19 protein-coding genes are annotated in these 23,849 nt (G+C 69.1%); 10 read left to right on the top strand and 9 right to left on the bottom strand.

The window, feature by feature from the left end; genetic code table 11:
• Positions 1-13 precede the first annotated feature (13 nt).
• On the bottom strand, positions 14-307 hold the full coding sequence (locus ACHAA3_RS12565) for a hypothetical protein (RefSeq protein ID WP_435709363.1): 294 nt from the start codon (positions 305-307) through the stop codon (positions 14-16).
• Between the two features lie 18 nt (positions 308-325).
• On the opposite strand from ACHAA3_RS12565, the gene ACHAA3_RS12560 reads away from it, so the two are divergent.
• Entirely contained in the window at positions 326-1,183 is an 858-nt protein-coding gene (locus ACHAA3_RS12560) for a patatin-like phospholipase family protein (protein WP_435709362.1), read from the top strand.
• Positions 1,184-1,232: 49 nt separating this feature from the next.
• Here ACHAA3_RS12560 and ACHAA3_RS12555 read toward each other — a convergent pair whose 3' ends face one another.
• Both ACHAA3_RS12555 and ACHAA3_RS12550 read right to left on the bottom strand, forming a co-directional pair.
• Positions 1,233-1,583, bottom strand: a complete 351-nt coding sequence (locus ACHAA3_RS12555; protein ID WP_435709361.1) for an MGMT family protein — start codon at positions 1,581-1,583, stop codon at positions 1,233-1,235.
• A gap of 10 nt (positions 1,584-1,593) precedes the next feature.
• Positions 1,594-3,315: a thiamine pyrophosphate-dependent enzyme gene (locus ACHAA3_RS12550; RefSeq protein WP_435709360.1), complete on the bottom strand. Its 1,722-nt coding sequence runs from the start codon at positions 3,313-3,315 to the stop codon at positions 1,594-1,596.
• A gap of 75 nt (positions 3,316-3,390) precedes the next feature.
• Between ACHAA3_RS12550 and ACHAA3_RS12545 the strand changes: the two genes are divergently transcribed.
• The 3 genes from ACHAA3_RS12545 to sepH all read left to right on the top strand — a co-directional run bounded on the left by ACHAA3_RS12545 (position 3,391) and on the right by sepH (position 9,196).
• Positions 3,391-4,581, top strand: a complete 1,191-nt coding sequence (locus ACHAA3_RS12545; RefSeq protein ID WP_435709359.1) for an MFS transporter — start codon at positions 3,391-3,393, stop codon at positions 4,579-4,581.
• A complete protein-coding gene (locus tag ACHAA3_RS12540) occupies positions 4,578-7,994 on the top strand; it encodes a bifunctional proline dehydrogenase/L-glutamate gamma-semialdehyde dehydrogenase (protein ID WP_435709358.1) in 3,417 nt (1,138 codons plus the stop codon). Before ACHAA3_RS12545 ends, ACHAA3_RS12540 begins: the two co-directional genes overlap by 4 nt.
• A gap of 95 nt (positions 7,995-8,089) precedes the next feature.
• On the top strand, positions 8,090-9,196 hold the full coding sequence (gene sepH / locus ACHAA3_RS12535; RefSeq protein ID WP_435709357.1) for a septation protein SepH: 1,107 nt from the start codon (positions 8,090-8,092) through the stop codon (positions 9,194-9,196).
• Between the two features lie 137 nt (positions 9,197-9,333).
• On the opposite strand, the gene ACHAA3_RS12530 is transcribed toward sepH, so the two are convergent.
• From ACHAA3_RS12530 to ACHAA3_RS12515, 4 genes are read right to left on the bottom strand one after another with little or no spacing between them, the layout of a single operon-like run.
• Entirely contained in the window at positions 9,334-9,987 is a 654-nt protein-coding gene (locus ACHAA3_RS12530) for a thymidine kinase (RefSeq protein WP_435709356.1), read from the bottom strand.
• The gene (locus ACHAA3_RS12525) at positions 9,975-11,054 is read right to left on the bottom strand and encodes an alkaline phosphatase family protein (protein ID WP_435709355.1); all 1,080 of its coding nucleotides are present in this window, start codon (positions 11,052-11,054) and stop codon (positions 9,975-9,977) included. The genes ACHAA3_RS12530 and ACHAA3_RS12525 overlap by 13 nt, the downstream gene beginning before the upstream one ends.
• 44 nt (positions 11,055-11,098) lie before the next feature.
• A complete protein-coding gene (locus ACHAA3_RS12520; RefSeq protein ID WP_435709354.1) occupies positions 11,099-11,677 on the bottom strand; it encodes a DUF5998 family protein in 579 nt (192 codons plus the stop codon).
• Entirely contained in the window at positions 11,677-14,370 is a 2,694-nt protein-coding gene (locus ACHAA3_RS12515) for a bifunctional acetate--CoA ligase family protein/GNAT family N-acetyltransferase (protein ID WP_435709353.1), read from the bottom strand. The genes ACHAA3_RS12520 and ACHAA3_RS12515 overlap by 1 nt, the downstream gene beginning before the upstream one ends.
• Before the next feature lie 145 nt (positions 14,371-14,515).
• Between ACHAA3_RS12515 and ACHAA3_RS12510 the strand changes: the two genes are divergently transcribed.
• From ACHAA3_RS12510 to ACHAA3_RS12490, 5 genes are all read left to right on the top strand, one after another.
• The gene (locus tag ACHAA3_RS12510) at positions 14,516-16,972 is read left to right on the top strand and encodes a DNA gyrase/topoisomerase IV subunit A (protein WP_435709352.1); all 2,457 of its coding nucleotides are present in this window, start codon (positions 14,516-14,518) and stop codon (positions 16,970-16,972) included.
• A gap of 4 nt (positions 16,973-16,976) precedes the next feature.
• Positions 16,977-17,711, top strand: a complete 735-nt coding sequence (locus ACHAA3_RS12505) for an LppX_LprAFG lipoprotein (protein WP_435709351.1) — start codon at positions 16,977-16,979, stop codon at positions 17,709-17,711.
• Positions 17,712-17,718: 7 nt separating this feature from the next.
• Positions 17,719-19,521: an MFS transporter gene (locus ACHAA3_RS12500; RefSeq protein WP_435709350.1), complete on the top strand. Its 1,803-nt coding sequence runs from the start codon at positions 17,719-17,721 to the stop codon at positions 19,519-19,521.
• 87 nt (positions 19,522-19,608) lie between these two features.
• The gene (locus ACHAA3_RS12495; protein ID WP_435709349.1) at positions 19,609-20,103 is read left to right on the top strand and encodes a beta-class carbonic anhydrase; all 495 of its coding nucleotides are present in this window, start codon (positions 19,609-19,611) and stop codon (positions 20,101-20,103) included.
• Between the two features lie 41 nt (positions 20,104-20,144).
• A complete protein-coding gene (locus ACHAA3_RS12490) occupies positions 20,145-20,987 on the top strand; it encodes an SDR family NAD(P)-dependent oxidoreductase (protein ID WP_435709348.1) in 843 nt (280 codons plus the stop codon).
• Positions 20,988-21,004: 17 nt separating this feature from the next.
• On the opposite strand, the gene ACHAA3_RS12485 is transcribed toward ACHAA3_RS12490, so the two are convergent.
• On the bottom strand, positions 21,005-23,101 hold the full coding sequence (locus ACHAA3_RS12485) for a DNA gyrase/topoisomerase IV subunit B (RefSeq protein WP_435709347.1): 2,097 nt from the start codon (positions 23,099-23,101) through the stop codon (positions 21,005-21,007).
• 185 nt (positions 23,102-23,286) lie between these two features.
• Between ACHAA3_RS12485 and ACHAA3_RS12480 the strand changes: the two genes are divergently transcribed.
• Complete coding sequence (locus ACHAA3_RS12480) at positions 23,287-23,505, top strand: DUF7455 domain-containing protein (RefSeq protein WP_435709346.1); 219 nt, start codon at positions 23,287-23,289, stop codon at positions 23,503-23,505.
• Positions 23,506-23,571: 66 nt separating this feature from the next.
• On the opposite strand, the gene ACHAA3_RS12475 is transcribed toward ACHAA3_RS12480, so the two are convergent.
• A complete protein-coding gene (locus ACHAA3_RS12475) occupies positions 23,572-23,799 on the bottom strand; it encodes a hypothetical protein (protein ID WP_435709345.1) in 228 nt (75 codons plus the stop codon).
• Positions 23,800-23,849 lie beyond the last annotated feature (50 nt).

Here is a 23,849-nt window from a genome sequence, read left to right as displayed (position 1 = left end):
TCCGCTGGGGCGATCACGCCATCGAGGAGCCCTCGTCGAGGGTCCAGGCCGTCGCGAGCGGCACGAGATCCTCGATGAGGACGCTGCGCAGCCCGTCTCGCGTGGGCAGGATGACCCGCACCCCGGGGTGGAAGTCGAACAGGACCTGCCGGTCCCGGCCGCACGGACCCACCGGGCCACGTCCGTGGTTGCCGACCGCCACGATGGCGGCGATCTCGGTCGCCCCGCCTGCACGAGCGGCGCCCAGTGCGACCAGCTCCTCGTCCTCACGGGTGAGGAGACGCGTGGACCCAGGGAGTTCCGTCATGCCCTGCACACTAGGTCCATGACGACACGAGGACTGGTCCTGGGCGGCGGCGGCATCACGGGCATCGCCTGGGAGACCGGTCTGTTGTGGGGCCTGGCCGAGGCAGGCGTTGATCTGACCGGCGCCGACCGCATCGTCGGCACGTCCGCCGGCTCGATCGTGGGCGCTCAGGTCACCAGCGCCATCTCGCTGAGCGATCTGTACGCCGCCCAGCTGCTGCCTGCAACGGCCGACACCGCCCCGCTGGCCTCGATCGGCATCGGCGTCATCGGCCGCTACGCCCTGGCGATGGTGCGGGCCCGCGGCGACGTGTCCGCGTTCGGACGCATCGTCGGGTCCGCCTCGGTGAAGGCGGCCGCCGGTTCCAAGGTCCCGAGCGTCACCGACCGGTACGACCAGGTCGACGAGCGCATCGGCGGGATCACCTGGCCCGATCAGGATCTCGTGGTCACCGCCGTCGACGTCGAGTCCGGCGAGCTGGTGAGCTTCGGTCCACGCGGCGAGCACTCAGGAGTGTCCCTGCGGGACGCGGTCAACGCCAGCTGCGCCGTGCCCCTCGTCTACCCGCCGATCCCCATCGGCGGCCGAACCTATGTCGACGGTGGAGCTCGATCGGTGACCAACGCCGACCTGATGACCGGCGTTGACGTCGTCGTCGCCATCGCGCCCGTGGACAAGGCCGTTGGTCCGATGCGCAGTGCGTCTCAGCAGCTCGAGAAGCTGGGCGTTCCGCACCTGGTCGTGGTCCCCGACGAGGCGTCGAAGGCAGCGATCGGCAAGAACGTGCTCGACCCGGCCGCCCGTCCCCCGTCGGCCCGCGCCGGCTACGCCCAAGCAGCTCGCGAGATCGACCGCATCCGCGAGCTCTGGGTCTGACCCCCGCCGGGGCACGAAGGTGCGAACCGCCGGCCGCCACCTACCAGCGCTACGTGCGGTCCGCGGAGCCAGTCACCACCTGAACACGGCCCATCTCATCGACCGTGTGTCCCTCCGCCTCGAGCAACGGCTCGGCGACCTCGCGGTGCTGGCAGTACAGTCGTCCGTCGGCCGACAGCACCCGCCACCACGGCAAGCCCGGCACGCGGCGCAGCACGTTGGCGACCGCCTGGCCGGCGCCGGGATGCCCCGACTCGAGCGCGACCTCGCCATAGGTGATCAGCTCGCCGACCTGGAGACCCGCCACCACCTCGGCAACCTCGCGCTGAAACTCGGTGAGCTGCTCGGGCGGATCGGCGTAACCCCCGCCGGGAAGCGGCATCGCCGGCTCGGTGCTCATTCGAGCCCGCTCATTCGGGACTGACGAGGAACTCCTTGGTCTTCGCGATCGCGAAGCCCCATCCCTGCTCCAGCTTGGGTCGACCGGGCACGGCGATCTCCTCAGGATTCGTCAGCACGTCCAGCAGCACGGGTCCGGGGTGCGCCAGCGCCTCGGCCACGGCCCGGTCGACGTCCTCGGGCTCGGTGACGCGGATGCCCTTCATGCCGATCGCGTTCGCCATCGCCGCGAAATCCGGGTTGTGCAGCACGGTGCCGAACTCGGGCAGACCAACCTGCTCCATCTCGAACTTGACCATCCCGAGGCGACCGTTGTCGAAGACCACGATCGTGATGTCGAGCTGGTGGCTGACCGCCGTGAGCAGGTCCCCCATCAGCATCGTCAGCCCACCGTCACCGCTGAAGCTGATGACCTGGCGGTCCCGGTCGAGCGCCTGCGCTCCGAGCGCCTGCGGCATCGCGTTGGCCATCGAACCGAGATTGAACGAGCCGATCATCCGCCGGTCACCGCTCATCCGCACGAACCTCGACAACCACACCGTCGACATGCCGGTGTCGCCGGTGAAGATCGCGTCGTCGGCCGCATGGCGATCGATGGTCGCGGCCAGCAGCTCGGGGCGGATCCGGCGTTCGGGGTTGTCGACCTTGCCGCGCAGGCGTCCGCGCCTCGTGCCGTCGTAGGCCGGGTCGGTCAGGTGCGACTGCAGGGTCCGCCAGGCCTCGTAGCCACCACGCGCCACCGAGAGGTGCTTGGTGTCATCGCGCGCGGTCAGCAGCGGGAGCATCGCCCGCAGCGTGAGGGCAGCATCGCCGACCACCGGGTGCTGCACCTGGGTGCGTCGCCCGATGTGGTCGCCTCGGCTGTCGATCTGGATGACGATCTTTCCCTCCGGCAGAAAGTTGCGGTACGGGAAGTCGGTGCCGACCATCAGCAGCACGTCACAGGCGGCGAACGCCTCCGCGGTGGCCGGATTGCCCAGCAGCCCCGACTGCCCGATCTCGTGCTCGTCGTCGTCGAACAGCTCCTTGGCCTTCAGGCTCACCACGATCGGCGCCTGGAGCGCCGTAGCGAGCTGCCCGACCTCGGCCACCGCTCCCGCAGCCCCGATGCCGGCCAGGATGGTGACCCGCGACGCCTCGTTGAGCACCCCGGCAGCAGCAGCGATGTCCTCGGCGGCGGCCACGGCCGGTGGGCTCGGCGGCACGAAGACCGGGACGCGGGTGCCCTTGGGCAGATCGAGGCCGCCCACGTCGCCGGGGATCGACAGCACCGCCACGCCGCGACTCGTGATGGCGGCGTTGACCGCCTCCTCCAGCAGGTGCGGCATCTGGTCCGCTCCCGTGACGGTGCGGCGCCAGACGGCGACATCGGCGAACAGTGCGTCGTTGTCGACCTCTTGGAAGAATTCGCTTCCCATGTCCTCGGTGGGGACCTGACCCACGATCGCGAGCACCGGCGCGTGCGACTTCTTGGCGTCGTAGAGACCGTTCAGCAGGTGGATCGCACCGGGCCCGACCGTGCCCATGCAGACGGCGAGATCCCCGGTCAGCTGAGCCTGGGCGCTGGCCGCGAACGCCCCGGCCTCCTCGTGGCGCACGCCGACCCACTCCATCCGTTCCTCGCGTCGGATCGCGTCCGTGACCGGGTTGAGGGCATCGCCCACCACACCCCAGACGGTGCGGACCCCGTGCTGGGCCAAGGACTGCACGATCAGCTCGGCGACGGTCGTCATCGGATCTCCTGGTTCATGGTCTCGAGCCTAGGACGCGATAGAGGATTCGCCAGTCGCGACGACTAGATTCAGCGCATGCTGACGACGTACCGGGAAGCCTTCTCCACGCCCGGTGCACCGTTGTTCTCGGCCACCGCCACCTTCGCCCGCCTACCGTTGTCGATGACGGGTCTGGGGATCGTGCTCCTCGTCGTCTCGCGCACCGACTCCTACGCCCGAGCCGGAACGGTGGCCGCCGTCTACGTGCTCGTCGCCTCGATCGCCGGGCCGGTCCAAGGGCGGCTGGCCGATCGGGTCGGACAGGGACGGGTGCTGTGGGTGGCCGGCGCGATCCACGCAGCTGGCATCGCGATCACCCTTCTCGTGGTCAGCGAGCCCGCTCCAGCGGCACACCTGGCGGTCGCACTCGCCGGGCTCGGCGCTCCCCAGGCCGGCAACATGGTGCGCGCCCGGTGGGCTCACGTGCTGGACGATCGCGAGCGGCTCAGCACGGCCTTCGCGATCGAGGCCGTGCTCGACGAGGCCGTCTTCGTGCTCGGGCCCGTGCTGGTGACGTTCTTGACCCTGCAGGTGTCCGACACGTCCGGGCTGCTCGTCGCCGGTGGCGTGTCAACACTCGCCTCGTGGGGCCTGGCCCTGCAGAAGAAGTCCGAGCCGCCGGTCGCCGACGTCGCCGCACCGCCAGCCGCGCCGATCGACGTCTCGGTCCTGGCCCCCCTGGCCGCCACGTCGGTCGGGCTCGGCGTCTTGTTCGGATCGACCGAGGTGATCGTGGTCGCGTTCACCGAGGAGGCCGGTCGCGATGGTCTGGCGGGCGTGGTGCTGGCCGTGTGGGCCGCTGGCAGCCTGATGGCTGGACTCGTGGTCGGAGCCCTCCCACCCAGTGACCCGGCCCGCCGCCTGCGTCGCGCGCTGCTCGGACTGACCATCCTGTTCGCGCCTCTGGGCCTGATCAACTCGGTCGGGTTGTTGATCGTCGGGATGCTGGGCGCAGGTCTGATGATCGCACCCAGCCTCGTCGCGCTGACCCGACTGGTCGAGGTTGGTGTGCCCCCGCGCCGCCTCACCGAGTCGTTGGCCTGGACCACCACCGGCCTGTCGGCCGGGGTCGCGATCGGAGCAGCAACCGCGGGAATCGTGATCGACTCCAGCGGTGCCTCACCCGGCTTCGCGGTCCCGCTGGTGGCTGGTGCAACAGCTTCGGTCATCGCATGGACATTGGTCCCCCATGCTCGGACCGAACGACTAGGCTGCGCAGGAAGATGACCGACCTGACACTGGCTGAGCGCAGCATCGAGCTCGTCCGAACCTGGACCGACCCGAAGCAGGCGCGTCAGCATCGCCCCACCGCTTCGGCACGCCGACTGGCCCAGCTACTCAAGGACCCCGACGGGCTCGAGTTCACCATCGGATTCGTGGACCGGGTCGTCCGCCCGGAGGACACCGACGTCGCTGCTCGCAACCTGCGCCAGCTGGCCGCCGACACACCGGACTTTCTGCCCTGGTTCCAGCGTTTTGCGCTCAAGCTCGGCGCGCTGGTCTCTCTCGTGGCGCCCGGTTTCGTGGTCTCGACCGCTCGCACCACCCTGCGCCGCATGGTCGGCCACCTCGTCGTCGACTCCCGACCCCAGCCGTTGGGCAAGACGATCCGCAAACTGCGCAAGCGGGGCGACCGCCTCAACCTCAACCTGCTGGGCGAAGCCGTGCTCGGCGACGCGGAGGCGGAGCGCCGGCGCGACGCCACCCTGCGCCTGCTCGAGCGCTCCGACGTCGACTACGTCTCGGTCAAGGTCTCCTCGGTGGCCAGCCAGTTGTCGATGTGGGCGTTCGAGGAGTCCGTGACCCGGATCGTCGATCAGCTGCAGCCCTTGTACGAGAAGGCGGCCGAGGACGACACCTTCATCAACCTCGACATGGAGGAGTACAAGGACCTCGACCTGACGATCACCGTGTTCACCACGGTCCTCGACCGCTTTCCCCGGCTGAAGGCCGGTATCGTCCTGCAGGCCTACCTGCCGGACGCCCTCGGCGCCATGCAGCACCTGCAGGAATGGGCGTCGCGGCGGCGCGCCGCCGGCGGCGCCCCGGTCAAGGTTCGTGTCGTGAAGGGCGCCAACCTGGCCATGGAGCGGGTCGACGCGATCGTGCACGACTGGCCGCTGGCCACGTGGGGCAGCAAGGTCGAGACGGACGCGGGCTACAAGCGGGTGCTCGACTGGGCACTGACCCCCGAGCGGGTCGACGCCGTCGAGATCGGCGTCGCTGGGCAGAATCTGTTCGACATCGCCTACGCCTGGTTGCTCGCCGGCGACCGCGGCGTCCGCGACGCCGTCACGTTCGAGGTGCTGCTGGGCATGGACTCCGGCCCGATCGATGCCGTCCGCGACACCGTTCGCGACGAAGTCGGTGGTCTGCTGCTGTACACGCCGGTGGTCAGTCCGTCGGAGTTCGACGTGGCCATCGCCTACCTCGTCAGGCGCCTCGAGGAGAATGCCAGCTCGGAGAACTTCATGTCGGCTGCGTTCGACATCAGCACCGACCCCGCACTGATGGACCGCGAGATCGAGCGGTTCCGCGACTCGGTCGACCTCATGCAGAAGCCCGGCCCGGCCGCCCATCGTGTCCAGGACCGGGCTGCTCCCCCGCTGGACTCCCGACGCAGCGACGACCACTCGTTCTCCAACACCGCCGACACCGATCCATCCGTCGAGGCCAATCGGGCCTGGGGGCGCCGTGCCCTCGCACGGGTCGCCTACAGCCAGATCGGGTCGCAGACCGTCACCGACGGTGTCGTGCGCGGACCGGCGAGTCTCGAGACCGTTGTCCAGGAGACCCGTGAGGCGGCTGCCTCCTGGGCAGCACGCGGAACCGAGGTGCGCGCCTGGATCCTGCACCAGGCGGCGCGCGCGCTGGAGGACCGCCGCGGCGATCTCATCACCATCATGGCGGCTGAATCGGGCAAGACGCTCGCCGAGGGTGACGTGGAGGTCAGCGAGGCGATCGACTTCGCGAACTACTACGCCGAAGCCGGACGCCGCCTCGAGGCGGTTGACGGAGCCGTCATGACCCCTTCGCAGCTGACGGTCGTCATCACGCCCTGGAACTTTCCCGTCGCCATCCCGGCAGGCATGGTCCTGTCCGCGCTCGCCTCAGGCAGCGGCGTCATCATCAAGCCGGCTCCCCAGACCCGCCGCTGCGCAGCCGTCATGGTCGAGGCGCTGTGGCAGGCCGGCGTCCCGCGGAACGTCCTGCGCTTCGCGACGGTGGAGGAGGGCCCACTCAGCAAGGCCCTGGTGGCGCACTCCGAGGTCGACCGGGTCATGCTCACTGGCGGCTGGGACACCGCAGCGCTGTTCCGGTCCTGGAAGCCGGACCTGAAGCTGCTGGCCGAGACCAGCGGCAAGAATGCTCTCGTCGTCAGCCCGAGCGCCGACCTCGACCTCGCGGTCGCCGACCTGGTCAGGAGCGCCTTCGGGCACGCCGGCCAGAAGTGCTCGGCGGCCAGTCTCGCGATCCTCGTCGGATCCGTCGGCACGTCGGAGCGCTTCCGTCGCCAGCTCGTCGACGCCGTGCGGTCCCTCAAGGTCGGCTACCCCGACGACCCCGAGGTCGCGATGGGACCGATCATCGAGGGCGCTCACGGCAAGCTGCTGTCCGGTCTCACGCAGCTCGGCCCGGGCGAGAGCTGGTTGCTGGAGCCACAGAAGATCGGCGACGACGACCGCCTGTGGACCCCCGGCATCCGAGACGGTGTCCGACCCGGCAGCGAGTTCCACACCACCGAGTACTTCGGCCCGGTGCTCGGCCTCATGCACGCCGACTCCCTCGATCAGGCCATCGAGTGGCAGAACGCGACCGACTACGGTCTCACCGCCGGGATCCACTCCCTCGACCCCGACGAGGTCAACCAGTGGATCGACACCGTCGAGGCCGGCAACCTGTATGTGAACCGCGGCATCACCGGCGCCATCGTGCAGCGCCAGCCGTTCGGCGGCTGGAAACGATCGTCGGTCGGCACGTCCTGCAAGGCCGGCGGCCCCAACTTCCTGACCCACCTGGGCACCTGGTCGTCGCGCCCCCTGCGTCGCCCCGCCGACCCATCGGTGCTCGACCCCACCGCCTCGGCTCTGCTGGAGGCCGCCCGTCCGCACCTGAGCGTCGCCGAGCTCGACGATCTCACGGCCGCTGCAACTTCCGACGAGATCGCCTGGCGACGCGAGTTCGGGATCGGCAAGGACGTCACCGGGCTGGGCGTGGAGCGCAACGTGTTCCGCTACCGACCCACCGATGTCTCGATCCGCGCCGAGGACGCGCCGCTGCGAGACGTCGTGCGCATCCTGCTGGCCGCCGGTCGATCGGGCGCCAGCGTCGAGATCAGCGTCCGCACCACGCTGCCCGACGGCCTGATCGACCCTTCCCGCTTCGTCGTGGAGGGACCCGAGGCGTGGTGGGCCCGCATCGGACACGAGCGTCCGGCCCGCATCCGTCTGCTCGACGGTGACGCACGGCGGACCGCTGAGGCCGTCGACGGCGACCCCGACGTCGCGATCCACGCCGGCGTCGTGACCCAGGCAGGCCGCATCGAGCTGTTGCCATTCCTGCGCGAGCAGTCCGTCACCATCACGCAGCACCGCTTCGGCAACCCCGACCCTTCTTTTGAGTCGGTCCTGCCCCGCTGACCGGCGAGTCACCCGGGATTTGTCGATCTCGTCCCTACGATGGAGGGAAGTCTCCCGAGTCCTGTGCGGGCGGCCTGAAACGAGGAGGTGGCCAGATGCGCGAACTCAGGTTCGACGCCATGAGCGACGACGACGCATTCGTCATCGCGCGTGATCTCACCACCAACGAACAGTTTCGCGTGCGACTCGATCCGGCCGCACGCCAGCGACACACAGACGTGCCGCCGCCCGCCACCGGTTCGGAGCCGACCATGGACATCATCGTTCTCAGCCCACGCGACATCCAGACCCGTGTTCGTCGCGGAGAATCGGCCCAGCAGGTCGCCGATTCCTCCGGCATGGCCCTCGAACGGATCGAGGCCTTCGCCGGCCCCGTGGTCGCCGAACGCGAGTACATGGCCCAGCAGGCCCGCAAGACCTCGCTGCGACGCAAGCACGTCACCGGCGCAGGACTTCCGCTCGGTCCGGTGGCCGACACCGCCATCGCCGAGGCCGGCGGCAACGCTGAGGACGCGACCTGGGATGCCTGGCGCCGCGACGACGGTCGCTGGAGCGTGCTCGTCACTCCCCCGGGCTCGGAGGCGACCTTCACCTTCGTGTTCGACACCGCCAGTCGCTACGTGGTGGCTGCCGACGACGCCGCCCACCGGTTCGTCGGCGACGTCGCCCTGCCCGACACCCCCGACATGGCCATCGCCGATGCGGTCCGATCGTCCGCCGTCGACGCCACGGACAGCGGGCTCGATCACGACGACGCTGTCGACGATGCCGGGCACGATGATGCAGACCGCGAGGACACCGCTCGGCTCGACGGCGTGCTGCCCCAGCAGGCCGAGCTGAACTACGACGACGACCCGTTCGCCGCGACAGATCAGTCCGAGGTGCTTGTCGACCTTCCTCCCGACATCGCTGCCGCCGAGGCGTTGCTGCACGCTGCCGAGAAGCACCACAGCGGCGTCTCCTCCCTCAAGGCGGCCCGCGACCGGCGCACGCAGGAGGCCCTGGCTCGCCAGGAGGTCGAGGCTCAGGCCGATCAGGCCGAGGCCGATCGCCAGCCCCACGACGAGCAGTCCGATCAGCTCGAGGACTCCATCGACCATGACGTAGCCGTTCCCGACACGGCCGGTCCACGCAAGAAGCGCGGCGAGCGCCGTCGCGTCCCCAGCTGGGACGAGATCATGTTCGGCGGCAAGGACGACTAGCAAGGCTGGTTGCGCCTGACATCGCAACCTCTCGAGGCGACCACCGGCCGAGCGAAGCGAAGGCAAGGCGCCCGGGCGAAGCCCGGCAGCGGTGAGGAACGAACCGCTGGAGCTGCGAGGAACGAGCAGCGCGCCACTCAGTCAAAGGGCAGGACGTCGGGCGACATCGCGGCCGCGCGGGCCCGCTGCACCGTCATGCGACGACGGTGGTGGCGGCGACACAGGACCTCGTAGCCGACGGTCGGTTCGGGCTCGTCGGGACGATCGACGTCACCGACCACGATCACGTCACCCTCAGTGACCATGATCCCGTCCTCGGTGCGGGCGTTGTGGGTGGCGCGCTCGCCGCACCAGCACAGGGCCTCGACCTGCAGCGTGTGCACGCGGTCGGCCAGCTCGGTCAGACGGGAGGAGCCGGGAAAGAGCCGGGTGCGAAAGTCGGTGAGGATCCCGAACGCGAACACGTCGATGTCGAGCTCGTCGACGACCTTGGCCAGCTGCTCGATCTGGTCGGTCGTGTAGAACTGCGCCTCGTCGCACACGAAGTAGTCGATCCGACCGCCCTGGGTCAGCTCGTCGACGGTGTAGTGCCAGAAGTGGAAGGTGTCGTCGACCTCGACGGCCGGGACCTCCAGGCCCAGTCGGCTCGACAGCCGCGCCTCGCCGGCGCGGTCGTGCGACGTGAAGACCCGGCCCACCCGACCGCGGGCCCGGTGGTTGTGGTCCATCTGCAGCGCCAGGGTGCTCTTGCCGCAGTCCATGGTGCCGGAGTAGAAGTTCAGGTCCGCCATGATGCTGCACCCGCCACCAGCACGGGAATCTTCATCTCGGCCTCGGTGATGGAGCCGTGGAACCCGACCATTTTTCGCTCGATGGGGAACTCGACCGACGAGAACACCGCGAAGTCGCCCAGGGCCGCCACGAGCACGTCGCCGATACGCCCACGAACCTCAGGACGCAGCGGACCGAACCAGTCGGCGGCCTCGTCACGGGTGCGGACCTCGACCAGGTCGCCGAATCGATCGCGCCACCGCTGGGCGACCTCCTCGGCCGCCCCGGCGCGCGTGTACAGGTGTCGGAAGCGGGCCTCGCCGGCCAGCAGGGTGACGTCCTGCAAGAGATCGGGTTCGCTGTCGACGTCGAACCGTCCCTCGAGCGGCAGATCGATCATGCCGTGGTCGGCGGTCACCAGCAAGATGCAATCGTCGGGGAGCTCGCGGTTGAGGTCGCGCATCTCGCGGTCGATGGAGGTGAGCATGTCGCGCCACTCCGCGGACGTGCAGCCCTTCGAGTGGCCGGTGTGGTCGAGGCGGGACTCATAGGCGTACGTCATGGTGCGTGGGGCCGATTCGGCCGCATCGAGCACGACGTCGAGGCGCTCGTGCACCGACTCGATGCCGTGGAACGGCACGCCGCGCTGGCTGCAGATCGTCAGACCCGTGTCGGCGAACTTCGCCTGGTTCACCGAGCTCGCCGCGACACCGCCTTCGAGCATCCGTTGCAGGACGGTGGGAACGGGTTGCCAGGCCGTGGGATCGAGCGGCTGGTCCCACTTCAGGGAGTTCAGCCGCTCCCCGGTCTCGGGGACGCGGCACGTGTAGCCGACGATGCCGTGCTCGCCGGGCCGAACTCCGGTGCCCAGCGACGTCAGGCTGGTGGCCGTGGTCGACGGGATGCCGCACACGACGTCGTCGACCGAGTCCAGCGACGTCAGGAACGGAGCCGCGTCGGCGTGCTGGCGCAGCAGGTCCAGACCCATGCCGTCGATGAGGCACACCACGTAGCGCGGGGCCTCGGGTAGTCCCAGGGCGTTCTCGTAACCCTCGACGCCGAGAGCTGCTGCCACCGACGGAAGCACCCGATCGATGGTGCGACGATCGCTGAGCCGATCGATGACACCGCTCACAAGCGGCCGGCCGATGCGCCGTCGGAGGTCGCGATCGACAGGATGCGGGCGAACGCCAGCAGTCGCTCCACGGCGGCACCCCCATCGGCGGTCGCGCTGATGCGCAGGGAGAAGTCGTCGCCGGTGATCGACCCGCTGTAGCCGTGGTCGGCATCGCACTCCGGATCGGCGCACTGCGCCGGCTCCAGCTCGACCCGGGAGACCGCACCCCAGCTGACCGTGAGCACGGCCTCCTCCAGCGCCTTGGTGCTGGCCGAGACCATGCGGGTCACCACGACCGAGCTGACACGCGAGACGGCCACCGCCTCGGTGGTGGTCGACGTGTACGGCTTCGGCAACAGGTCGTCGCCGGGGTGCTCGTCGGTGTGCAGCAGCAGGACGCGCGACGGCGTGAGGGTCAGGACCGTCATGTGCCGGCGGATCTCGTCACGATCGAAGGTCGGCTCGTGGTGCACCACGAAACCGTGCACCGGCTCACCCGCAAGTGCGTCGGAGAGGCCAGCAGCGACAATCTCGGGGTAGTAGCCGCTGCGGGAGATCTCGGTGAAGACCTCGTCTCGGTGGTCGCCAGTCATCAGGCCAGCGTATCCCCCGCCGCGGCCGGGCGGCTCAGGCGTCGCACATACCACTCGCCACGACGGTCGGTGGACGGCACGACCTTGGCGCGTGCGCTGAGGGCGGTCAGACCCTTGGTGTGCACCGACACCGGTTCGAGGTCGAGCTCAGCGATCTCGGGCAGGTCCTCCTTCATGGCGGCGAGGCGCACCAGGACGTCCTGCACGGCTGCGACGTCGACCGGATCAGAACCGCGGTAGCCGAACAGCAGCGGCGCTGCCCGCAGGTTGGCCACCATGTCGGCGGCATCGGAGTCGGTCATCGGCGGAATGCCGTAGGCGCGGTCGCCGAGCAGGTCGCTGGGCGCGCCGGCGAGCCCGAACGACACCAGCGGGCCGAACAATGGATCCTCGATGACGCTGTAGGAGACCTGAACGCCGTCGGGTGCCGATTTCTGCACGAAGAACTTGGTGTCCTTGCGGATCCCGGTCCAGCTGGTGAGGGTGTCCCACGCGCGTCGCATGTCCTCGGGATTGCGGATCTCGCGCCACACGTGCGCCAGGTCGGGGCGCTGGCGCAGGTGCTCGCTGCCCGCCTTGAGCACGACGTCCCACCCCAGGTCCTCGCCGGCCGTCACCGCCTCCTCGACGGTGTAGACGTTCGTCCAGGTCAGCAGGTCGATGCCGTAGCAGGCCAGCAGGTCGTGCACCTGGTCGGTGGACAGCACGGCGCCACGCGGAGCATGGGCGAGAGCCTCACGCACCAGGGCGCGGGCGTCACCCGAGCGGTGGTCGTTGTCGTGATGGAACTCCCCACTGTCTCGAGCCTTCCACTCCGCGTACTCGACGACCCGTGCCAGCGCGCGCACCGCTGCCTCGGGCGCCGCGTACGAGGGCACCGAACCACGACCAGCCGCACCACCCGCGACGTCGGGCACCCGCAGCAGCACCGGAACACCCTGCGTGCCGAGGAAGGTCGAGACGATCGGCTTGTCGGACTGCTCCCCGATCGCGGCCAGCACGTTGGCGACCTCCTCGCCGCTGGTGTTGATCGGTGGGATGTAGATCGCCACCAACGAGTCGGTCTCGTCGCCGGCCAGAGCAGACTCGATGGCGGACTCGAAGTCCTCGGCATTCGCGTCGGCGCCCAGCGAGACCGGATCGTTGATCACCAGACCGGCTGAGGTGGCCGCGTCGGCCACGATCAGCGACACCGCATCGGAGTTGCCCACGATGGAGACACGGTTGCCGCGCGGCAACGGCTGGTGCGCCAGCAGCTGCGCGACGTCGAACATCTCGTCGAGCGTGTCGACCTGGATGACGCCGGCCTGGCTGAACATCGCGTCGACGGCGGCCTGCGGGGCCGAGCTGCGGGTCACGCTGTGACCCATCGGCACGCCCTGTGAGGAGCCACCCGACTTGACCGCCACGACCGGCTTGGTGCGCGAGACCCGTCGGGCGATGCGCGAGAACTTGCGCGGGTTGCCGATCGACTCCAGGTACAGCAGCACCACCTCGGTGGCGTCGTCCTCCTGCCAGTACTGCAACAGGTCGTTGCCCGAGACGTCGGCGCGGTTCCCGGCCGACACGAACGTCGACAGTCCCAGCCCACGCCGCGAGACGCTCTCCAGGATGGCCGTGCCCAGGGCGCCGGACTGGCAGAAGAAGCCGACGCGGCCCTGCGGCGGCATCGACGGCGACAGCGAGGCGTTGAGCTGCAGGTCGGGGTCGGTGTTGATGATGCCCAGGCAGTTGGGACCGATCAGGCGCAATCCGTAGCTGCGGCTCAGCCCCAGCAGGGCCCGCTGACGTTTGCGCCCCTCCTCGCCGGCCTCGGCGAACCCGGCCGAGATCACGATGAGCCCGTGCACGCCCTTGGCGGCGCAGTCCAGCACGACGTCCTTGACCGACTCGGCCGGCACGGCCACGATCGCCACGTCGACGTCCTCGGGGATGTCCTGGACCGTGGAGTACGCGGGCAGCCCCGACACGGCCTCCGCTGCGGAGTTCACGGCGTAGACCGTGCCCGAGAAGTCCCCCAGCACGAGATTGCGGACCATTGCGAGCCCGATGGAGTCGGCGCGCCGGCTCGCACCGACGACCGCGATGGTGCGTGCGGAGAAGATGCGCTGGATCGACGCGGCCTCGGCGCGCTGCTCGCGAGCACGCATCACGCCGATCGCGGTGTCCGTGGGGTCGAGACCGAAGGCGAGACGCTGCACGCCGTCGTCGAGCGTGCCCTCGACGCTGTAGCCCATCTCACGGAAGATCTGCTGCATGCGCCGGTTCTCCGGCAGCACATCGGCCACGAAACGAGCGATACCGCGCTCGCGGCCGGCCTGGGCCAGGTGCTCGAGCAGCAGCTGTCCCACACCACGGCCCTGATGGGCGTCCTGCACCAGGAACGCCACCTCGGCCTCGATACCGTCGGTGGCGTCGTAGCGCCCGATCCCGATGATCTCGCCGAGCATCAGTACGACGAAGGCGACCCGCTGATCGTGATCGACCGTGGTGAAACGGGCCACGTCGCGCTCTGACAGCGTCGGATACGGGGCGAAGAACCGGAAGTACTTGGACTGGTCCGACACCCGCGAGTAGAAGGAGATGAACTCCTGGGCGTCCTCGGTCCGCACCGGACGCAGCTGAGCCACACGACCGTCCTTGAGCAGGACATCGGCCTCCCAGCGCTGGACGTCCAGGGGGGTCTCGCTCACGGACCCAAACCTACCGGTACCCATGTCGAAAGGACCATCACGCCCGAGTCCAGCGCCCCCATCACGCCCGATCCCGGCGCGCCCATCACGCCCGAGTCCGGCGTGGCATCCCGGGGGTCGACCGGCGGCCCCGGACAATGGCCACATGGCACGCACCACACCTCCACCCGAGGACGACTTCGACGAGCACATCATCGACACCAACATCGCCGTCGAGATGCGCAGCAGCTTCCTGGAGTACGGCTACTCGGTGATCTACTCGCGCGCGCTGCCCGATGCCCGCGACGGCCTCAAGCCGGTGCACCGCCGACTGCTGTACACGATGGACGACATGGGCCTGCGCCACGATCGCGGGCACGTCAAGAGCGCCCGGCCCGTCGGTGAGGTCATGGGCCGCCTGCACCCGCACGGAGACTCCGCGATCTACGACGCCCTCGTGCGCCTCGCGCAGCCGTGGTCGATGCGCCTGCCGCTCGCCGACGGACACGGAAACTTCGGTTCGCAGGACGACCCGCCCGCCGCCATGCGCTACACCGAGATCCGCATGGACGAGGCCGCCGAGGCCATGACGGCCTCGATCGACGAGGACACCGTCGACTTCAAGGCCAACTACGACGGTCGCGAGACCGAACCGGTCGTGCTGCCGTCGGCGATCCCGAACCTGCTGGTCAACGGCAGCACGGGCATCGCCGTGGGCATGGCCACCAACATCGCTCCGCACAACCTGATCGAGGTCGTGCAGGCCCTGCGACACCTGCTGACCCACCCGGGCGCCAACCTCGACGACCTGATGCGATTCATCCCGGGGCCCGACCTGCCCACCGGTGGCAAGATCGTCGGCCTCGACGGAATCCGTGAGGCCTACGCCACCGGCAACGGTCCGTTCCGCATGCGTGCCACGGCCCGCATCGAGAATGTCACGGCCCGTCGCAAGGGCATCACCATCACCGAGCTGCCCTACAACGTCGGGCCCGAGAAGGTCATCGAGGCGATCAAGAAGCTGGTCCAGGCCAAGAAGCTGACCGGGATCAGTGACGTCAAGAACCTCACCGACCGGCACAAGGGCCTGCACCTGGTCATCGAGATCAAGAACGGCTTCGTGCCCGAAGCGATCCTCGAACAGCTCTACAAGGCCACCCCGCTGGAGAGCTCGTTCGGCATCAACGCGGTCGCCCTCGTCGACGGCCAGCCCCGCACGCTGGGCCTCAAGGAGCTGCTCGAGGTCTTCTTGCAGCACCGCGTCGACGTCGTGCGTCGCCGTTCGACGTTCCGCCGCGGCAAGGCCGCTGATCGTTTGCACCTGCTCGAAGGACTGCTGCTGGCCCTGGTCGACATCGACGAGGTCATCGCCGTGATCCGATCCAGCGAGAATCGCCCCGAGGCCAAGGGACGCCTCTCGACCGTCTTCGACCTCACCGAGCCGCAGGCCGAGTACATCTTGCTGCTGACCCTCGGGCGCCTGACCCGCACCGACCGGGTCGAGATCGAGAAGGAGATCGAGGAGCTGCGCCGCACCATCGAGCGCCTCGACGAGATCCTCGCCGACGACGCAGTCCTGCGCCGAGTGGTCGGCGACGAGCTCACCGAGGTCGCCGAGAAGTTCGGCACCCCACGCCGCACCGTCCTGCTGGAGTCGGCCGGTCAGACCGTCACCAGCGCCGCTTCGGTCGAGGTGGCCGACGACCCCTGCTGGGCCCTGCTGTCGGCCACCGGGCTTCTGGCCCGCACCAGCGACGACAGCGACATGGGGCCGGTGGGCGGACGTGTCAAGCACGACACGATCGTGTCGGCGGTCCGCACCACGGCTCGCGGCGAGATCGGCCTGATCACGTCGGCCGGGACCGTCCGGCGCCTGCAGGTGCTCGACCTGCCCGCACTGCCTCCCACGGCCCAGTCCGCGAACCTGCAGGGCGGGGTTCCGCTGGGTGAGATCATCGACCTTGCCGGACACCGTGCTCTCGCGCTGATGCCGCTGACCGACGACGGTCCCGGTGTCGCGCTGGGCACCCGCCACGGCGTGGTCAAGCGGGTCAAGCCCGATCATCTCGGTCGTGACGAGTGGGACATCATCACTCTCGACGACGGCGACCAGGTCGTCGGAGCCGCCGTTCTGGCCACCGGAGACGAACAGCTGGCGTTCGTCACCTCGGATGCACAGCTCCTGCGATTCGGCGCTGACGCCGTCAGGCCGCAGGGCCGTGCCGGCAGCGGCGTGGCCGGCGTCAAGGTCACCACCGGGTCTCGGGTCGTCGCCTTCGGCGCCGTCACCCACGTCGACACCGCCTCGGTGGTCACCGTGGCCGGGTCGGCCGAAGCTCTGCCCGGCACCCAGACCGGTGCGGTCAAGGTCACCGCCCTGCACGTCTACCCGGCCAAGGGCCGAGCCACCGGCGGGGTGCGCTGCCACCGACTGCTCAAGGGCGACGACGGCCTCATCCTCGCGTGGGTCGGAGACGGCGTTCCGATGGCGTGCGCCACCAGCGGATCACCGGTCGATCTTCCCCCGATGGACGAGCGTCGTGACGGCTCCGGTGTCGGGGCGGCACAGCCGATCGCGTCGGTTGCAGGAACCCCCGGACCGCACGTGGTCGTGCAAGACTGACCGCGTGCGATTCTCCCTTCCTCGTCAGGCCCCCGTCCTCCTGCTGACCCTGGCCGCCCTCGTGCTGGCGGCGTGCAGCGGAGGTGACGACACCTCCTCCGACGGGGGTGGCGACATGGCGGCGCTCCAGGCCCGCTTGGACACCGCACAGCAGGCGATCTTCGATGCTCCGGCGCTGGACATCTCGCTGGCCACCACCGAGCTGCCGCCGGGCGTCAACGGTCTGCTGTCGGCCTCGGGTCGCGGTTATCAGGGCGCCTCGGTCGACGAGGCTGCGTTCACCGGCGAGGTCAACGTCACCGCCGCGGGAACGTCGGTCGAGGCCGAGGTCGTCGCGGTCGATGGCACCGTCTACGCCAAGACCGGGCTCACTCCGGTGTTCCTGACCCTCGATCCGGCCACGCTCGGCGCTCCCAACCCCTCCACGCTGCTGGGCGCCGAGGGCGAAGGTCTCGCGACGATCCTGACCGAGACCCAGAAGCTGGCCGACGGCGGCGAGTCCCGCGAGGGGCGCGACGTCCTGACCACGATCACCGGCACCATCCCCGGCGCCATCGTCGCCGAGTTCCTTCCCACCGCCGACGCCGACAGCAGCTTCCCTGTCACCTACCGGCTCACCGAGGACGACACCCTCGCCGACGCCGAGATCACCGGACCGTTCTACCCCGGCGGAGCCGACGTCACCTACACGGTGCAGCTGACGCCCAACGACGACGACTCCGAGATCACCAAGCCCTAGGACGGCCATGGACGCCCAGCCGATCCAGCCCCAGCCCACCTCTTCTCCCCCGCGTTCGTCACAGATCCTGCTCGGGCTCGCCGCGGTGGCGATCGCCTTCGCCGCCGCCGACACGTACGTCGTCGTGCTGGCGCTGCCGGACATGATGACCGCGGCCGGGCTCGGCGTCGACGAGCTCCAGCGTGCTGCCCCGATCGTGTCAGGGTTCCTGCTCGGTTATGTCGGGGTGCTGCCGCTGATCGGACGGATCTCGGACCTGCGGGGCCGCGTGCCCGTGCTGCTGGGATCGCTGGTGGTGTTCGCCGTCGGTTCGCTGGTCACCGCAGCCGCCTACGACCTCGACTCGGTCGTAATCGGACGCTTGATCCAGGGCATCGGTGGCGGCGGTCTGATCCCGCCCACCCTCGCACTGGTGGCCGACCTGTGGCCGCCCCAACGACGCGGGCTGCCCCTGGGCATCGTCGGTGCGGTCCAGGAGCTGGGCAGCGTGCTCGGCCCGCTGTACGGCGCCGTCGTCCTGTCCTTCGGGTCGTGGCGCGACATCTTCTGGATCAACTGCGCCGTCGGCCTGGTGCTGGCCGCAGCGATGCTGGCACCGGGCCGGGCCGATCCGGTGGCGCCGACGACTCCACGCGGTCGGTTCGACTGGCCCGGGGCAGCTCTGGCGATCGCTGCCCTCGTGGCCCTGACGCTGGTCATGCTCGAACCCGCGCGACTCACCTCGGGTGTCACCAGCGGCCTCGCCTTCCTGCCGGTCACCGGGGAGTCTCGCTGGCTCACGCCACTCGCCCTGACCATGTTCGGTCTGCTGGTGCTGTTCGCGCTGCGCCAGCGGTTGGCGCGCCGGCCGCTGCTGCAGTGGCGTGGGTGGGGCGAGATCGCCCGCGAGACCGACCTGCTCGGCGCCGCCTTCCTGACAACCGCCCTGGGCGCCGTCATCGTGACGTTCGCGTCCGCCGAGCCCGAGACGGCGGCCATCTCCCCCGACGCCGCCTGGCTGCTGCCGCTGGCCGCCGCCGCACTGCTGGGCTTCTGGTGGCGCCAGCGATCCGCACGCGAACCCCTCATCCCTCGAGGGGCCTTCCGGTCGCGGGCCGCGTGGGGCGCGCTCGTCGTCTCGTTCTTCGTCGGCGCCTCACTGATCGCCGCCCTGGTCGACATCCCGTTCTTCGCCCGGCTCACGGTCTATCGCGACTCCCAGCTCGACGCGGCCCTGGTGCTGGTGCGCTTCCTGATCGCCCTGCCGATCGGCGCGGTGCTCGGCGGCTATCTGCTGCGCCGTGTGTCGGCTGCCTGGCTGACGGCCGGCGCGATGACCATGAGCGCAGTGGCGTTCGCCCACATGGCGACGTGGGACGCCCAGTCGCTGGCCAGCGAGGTGGAGACGATCTCGCTGGTGCTGGCCGGCCTCGGATTCGGTCTGGCGATCGCGCCGGTCAACGCCGTCCTGCTCGAGCACACCGCCGACGCCGTGCACGGCGTGGCCTCGGCCCTGCTGATCGTGGCACGCATGGTCGGCATGCTGCTGGGCATCTCGGCGCTCACCACGATCGGCCTGCGCGCCTTCTACGCCGCCTCCGCCGACATCCCGCCGGCCGCACAACTCTGCGACGGGCAGGCCGCCCTGTGCCAAGCCTACCGGGACGCCGTCCGCGACGCCGGCATCACCCAGCTGCACGCTGTGTTCATCGGCGCCGCCCTCTGCGCCGCCATCGCCGCAGTCCTCGCCCTGCTCCTCCTCCGCACCCCCTCCCCCTCACCTTCCCGCTCCCCTTCCCCCAGGGCGGTGGATTCTCAACCGAATGCCTGAGGCGCAGTGGATCTGCAACCGTTTGACGCATCTTTGGGTTTCAGATCCACCGCCCCACCCCCATCGGCGCCTCGGTACGGTGGCGTCGTGAATGACTTCGATGACCTTCTGGACGCCAACCGCACGTTCGCCGACGACTTCCACCTGTCCGGCTTCGACGGAATCGCCAAGGCCGGCGTCGCCATGGTGACCTGCATGGACTCACGCATCGACCCCCTGAAGATGATCGGTCTACAGGCTGGCGACGCCAAGATCCTGCGCAATCCCGGCGGCCGCGTGACCGATCAGGTGCTGGTCGCCGTCGTGCTGGGCGCCACCTTGTTGCAGGTCAAGCGGGTCATGGTGGTCGAGCACACCCGGTGCGCCATGGCCTCGCAGTCCGAGGACCAGCTGCACGAGCGCATCGCCGAGCACACCGGCAGCGACTCCACGTGGATGACCCTTGGCGCCATCAGCGACCAGGAGAAGACAATCCGGGCCGACGTGCATCGCATCACCAGCCACCCGCTGATCGCCGACTCCATCTCCGTCGGCGGCTTCCTCTACGACGTCGACACGGGCCTGCTGCAGCCCGTCGTCTGACCTCGGACCGTCCCACCCTCCCGACTGATCGGCGACTCACCATGACCGGACCCCTGCAGGACACGACCGTGCTCGTCACCGGCGCGAGCGACGGCATCGGTGCCGAGGCAGCCCGGCACTTCGCCGCTCAGGGCGCCCACGTGCTGGTGACAGGGCGTTCGACGGACAAGCTGAAGGCGATCGCCGGTCCGATCAGCGCCGAGTCGTTCGTGGCCGACTTCTCGCGACTGGACGATGTTCGTCAGCTCAGCAAGGACGTTGCCGCGGCTACCGATCGCATCGACGTCCTGGTCAACAACGCCGGCGGCACGTTCTCCCCCGACCGCGTCACCGCCGACGGTCATGAGCCGAACTTCCAGATCAATCACCTCGCACCCTTCCTGCTGACCCACCTGCTGCGACCGAACCTCGCGGCCGCCGGAGGCGCCCTGGTGCTCAACACCTCGAGCGTCGGCAACCTGATCGGCTCGGTCGACCTGGACGATCTGGACTGGAGGCGCCGCCGCGCGAACGAGTTCCGCTGCTACGGCACCGGCAAGCTGATGAACATCATGTTCACCCGCGGCATCGCGCGCCGCTGGGCCGACGACCGCATCGCGTCAGCTGCCGTGCACCCCGGCCCGGTGGGCAGCTCGTTCGGGCGCGACTCCGCGCTCGTGGGCCTGATCTACCGCAGCCCCCTCAAGCGGTTCGCGACGATCAGCGTGCCCGACGGCGCCGCTCCCCTGATCGCGCTCGCCGAGCGAGGCCCATCGCCTGAGATCAATGGCGTCTACTTCAGCCGATTCACGCCGAACGGCAAGGAGAACAAGCAGGCCGCCGATGACCGACTCATCGACGGCCTCTGGGCGACCTCGGCCGACCTGGTCGGCGTACCAACCTGATCTGACAGCGTCTGGACCTACACGTCGATCTGGTCGACGTCGATGTCGTAGGCCCCCTGCACGATGAACTCCTTGCGCGGCGGCACCTCGTTGCCCATCAACAGCTCGAAGACCGAGTCTGCCTCGGCGGCGTCGTCGACCGTGAGACGTCGCAGGGTGCGGTGGCGCGGATCCATCGTGGTCTCGGCCAGCTGGTCGGCGTCCATCTCGCCCAGACCCTTGTAGCGCTGCACCGGGTCCTTCCAGTGCTTGTTCTTGCGCTTGAGCTCGGCCAGCGTGCGCTGCAGCTCGGCGTCGGAGTACGTGTACACGTACTTGTCCTGGCCCTTCTTGGGCGCCGACAGCTCGATGCGGTGCAATGGCGGCACAGCGGTGAAGACCCGACCGCTGTCGAGCAGTGGTCGCATGTACCGGTAGAACAACGTGGCCAGCAGGCACCGGATGTGGGCCCCGTCCGAATCGGCGTCGGCCATGAAGATGATGCGCCCGTACCGCGCGGCCGCCAGCTCGAAGGTGCGACCCGACCCCGCCCCGACCACCTGGATGATCGAGGAGCACTCGGTGTTCTTGAGCATGTCGGCGATGGTCGCCTTCTGGACGTTCAGGATCTTGCCGCGGATCGGCAGCAGCGCCTGGAACTCAGAATCTCGGGCCGCCTTGGCGGTGCCGAGTGCGGAGTCGCCCTCCACGATGAACAGCTCGGAGCGGTCGACGTCGTTGCTGCGGCAGTCGGCCAGCTTGGCCGGCAGCGCACTGGACTCGAGCGCGTTCTTGCGTCGCTGCGTGTCACGCTGCTGCCGCGCCGTGAGGCGGGTGCGCGAGGCGTCGACGACCTTCTGCATGACGACGCGGGCCTTGGCCTTGTGCGCTGTCTTGCTCGACCCGAGGAACGCCTTGAGCTCGCGGGTCACGACCTGGTTGACGATCTTGGTCACGGCCGGGGTGCCCAGGACCTCCTTGGTCTGGCCCTCGAACTGCGGCTCGGCCAGGCGCACCGTGACGACCGAGGTGAGGCCCTCGAGGATGTCGTCCTTGATGACGTCGGGGTCGCCAGCCTTGAGCAGCCGAGTGGTGCGCAGGACGTCGTTGAAGCTCTTGGTGATGGCACGCTCGAAGCCCGAGATGTGCGTGCCGCCCTTGGGGGTCGCGATGATGTTGACGAACGAGCGCACCGTGGGGTCGTAGCCGCTGCCCCAGCGCACCGCGATGTCGACGCCCAGCGTGCGCTCGACCTCCTGGGCGGTCATCTGGCCCTTGGCGTCGAGCATGGGAACGGTCTCGGTGAAGGTGTCCTCGCCCTGCAGCCGCAGGACGTCGGTGACCGCCTCGTCAGAAGCCAGGAACTCACAGAACTCGGTGATGCCACCGTCGTAGCGGAACTTCTCCTCGTGCAGCTCAGGACCACGGGCATCGCCGATCACCAGCTCGAGACCCGGTACCAGGAACGCGGTCTGTCGGGCCCGCGCCACCAGCTCGTCGTAGGCGAACGTGGCGGTCTTGATGAAGATCTGCGGATCGGCCCAGTAGCGCACACGGGTGCCGGTGCGCGCCTTGGCCACCTTGCCGATCTTGCGCAGCGTGTTGTCGGGCGTGAAGTCCACCTCGGGGCCGTCGCCGGCGAACACCCCGGGCACACCGCGCCGAAAGCTCATGGCCCAGGTGGCACCGCCCTTGTCGACCTCGACATCCATGCGCGAGGACAGGGCGTTGACCACTGAGGCGCCGACACCGTGCAGGCCTCCGGTGGCGTTGTACGAACCGCCGCCGAACTTTCCGCCGGCGTGCAGCTTGGTGTAGACGACCTCGACCCCGCTCAGGCCGGTCTTGGGCTCGACGTCGACCGGGACGCCGCGGCCTTCGTCGCGCACCTCGACCGATCCGTCGGCGTGCAGCGCGACCTCGATGTGCGAACCATGATCGGACAGCGCCTCGTCGACGGAGTTGTCGATGATCTCCCACAGGCAGTGCATGAGACCGCGCGTGTCGGTGGACCCGACATACATGCCGGGTCGCTTGCGCACGGCCTCGAGGCCTTCGAGCACGAGCAGGTTGCGTGCGTCGTAGGTGCTGGTTTCGGAGATGGTTCTGGTCCCTTCGCGAAGTGTCGGTTCCACGATAATCGGCGGGCCCGACATGACCGGCCAGACACGCGCCACATCCCGCGCGCCTGCCACGATTTGTCGGTGTCCGGGAGTATTCATGTCGTAGGTCACCATCTGGAGCGAGGAATCATTTCCCGTGATTGGATGTTGAACCAGAAACATCCCCCCACTGTCATCAGCACAGGAAGTAGGCCACCGTGAGCACCCTGACTGCGACCGCCTCCCTCGGAGCACTCGACCGCTGCGACCGCTGCGGCGCCCAGGCCTATGTCCGCGTGACGCTGGGCGGCGGCGGCGAGCTGCTGTTCTGCGCACACCACGCGCGACAGCACGAGGACAGGCTCCGCGAAATGTCCGCGGAGATCCACGACGAGTCCGATCGTCTGACCCAGCCCAAGGACGTCTCGGTCGACTGAGTCACACCACTGAACGTGAAGGGCCCCGCCAATCGGCGGGGCCCTTCGTGGTGTCCGACGTCTACTTCACTCGCGCTGCCCGAAACGCTCGCGCTCGAGGCGCTGCTCGGCGCGCCACCCCAGGTACTGACCCACGATCAGGGCCACCATCCCCACCGCGGTGAGAGTCGAGCCCCACAGGAACTCGCCCATGCCCACCTGCAGAGCAATGCTCCCCAGCAGGACGAAGCCAGCCAAGGCCACGATCACCTTCTTGATCGGACCGAAGGCCACCGGGTCGTGGTGCTCAGACATGCGTCCCAGGCTAACAACGCCCACCCGGCAACACCGCACGACAAAGGGCT

The sequence above is a fragment of the Aeromicrobium sp. CF3.5 genome (genome assembly GCF_051262695.1).
Lineage (GTDB): Bacteria > Actinomycetota > Actinomycetes > Propionibacteriales > Nocardioidaceae > Aeromicrobium.
Note: the sequence above shows the minus strand (reverse complement) of the source record. Positions and strands in the feature narration are given on the sequence as shown.

Coding starts and splice junctions, on each gene's coding strand:
- ACHAA3_RS12565 (WP_435709363.1), bottom strand. CDS start 307: ATGACGGAACTCCCTGGGTCCACGCGTCTCCTCACCCGTGAGGACGAG.
- ACHAA3_RS12560 (WP_435709362.1), top strand. CDS start 326: ATGACGACACGAGGACTGGTCCTGGGCGGCGGCGGCATCACGGGCATC.
- ACHAA3_RS12555 (WP_435709361.1), bottom strand. CDS start 1,583: ATGAGCACCGAGCCGGCGATGCCGCTTCCCGGCGGGGGTTACGCCGAT.
- ACHAA3_RS12550 (WP_435709360.1), bottom strand. CDS start 3,315: ATGACGACCGTCGCCGAGCTGATCGTGCAGTCCTTGGCCCAGCACGGG.
- ACHAA3_RS12545 (WP_435709359.1), top strand. CDS start 3,391: ATGCTGACGACGTACCGGGAAGCCTTCTCCACGCCCGGTGCACCGTTG.
- ACHAA3_RS12540 (WP_435709358.1), top strand. CDS start 4,578: ATGACCGACCTGACACTGGCTGAGCGCAGCATCGAGCTCGTCCGAACC.
- sepH (WP_435709357.1), top strand. CDS start 8,090: ATGCGCGAACTCAGGTTCGACGCCATGAGCGACGACGACGCATTCGTC.
- ACHAA3_RS12530 (WP_435709356.1), bottom strand. CDS start 9,987: ATGGCGGACCTGAACTTCTACTCCGGCACCATGGACTGCGGCAAGAGC.
- ACHAA3_RS12520 (WP_435709354.1), bottom strand. CDS start 11,677: ATGACTGGCGACCACCGAGACGAGGTCTTCACCGAGATCTCCCGCAGC.
- ACHAA3_RS12510 (WP_435709352.1), top strand. CDS start 14,516: ATGGCACGCACCACACCTCCACCCGAGGACGACTTCGACGAGCACATC.
- ACHAA3_RS12500 (WP_435709350.1), top strand. CDS start 17,719: ATGGACGCCCAGCCGATCCAGCCCCAGCCCACCTCTTCTCCCCCGCGT.
- ACHAA3_RS12490 (WP_435709348.1), top strand. CDS start 20,145: ATGACCGGACCCCTGCAGGACACGACCGTGCTCGTCACCGGCGCGAGC.
- ACHAA3_RS12475 (WP_435709345.1), bottom strand. CDS start 23,799: ATGTCTGAGCACCACGACCCGGTGGCCTTCGGTCCGATCAAGAAGGTG.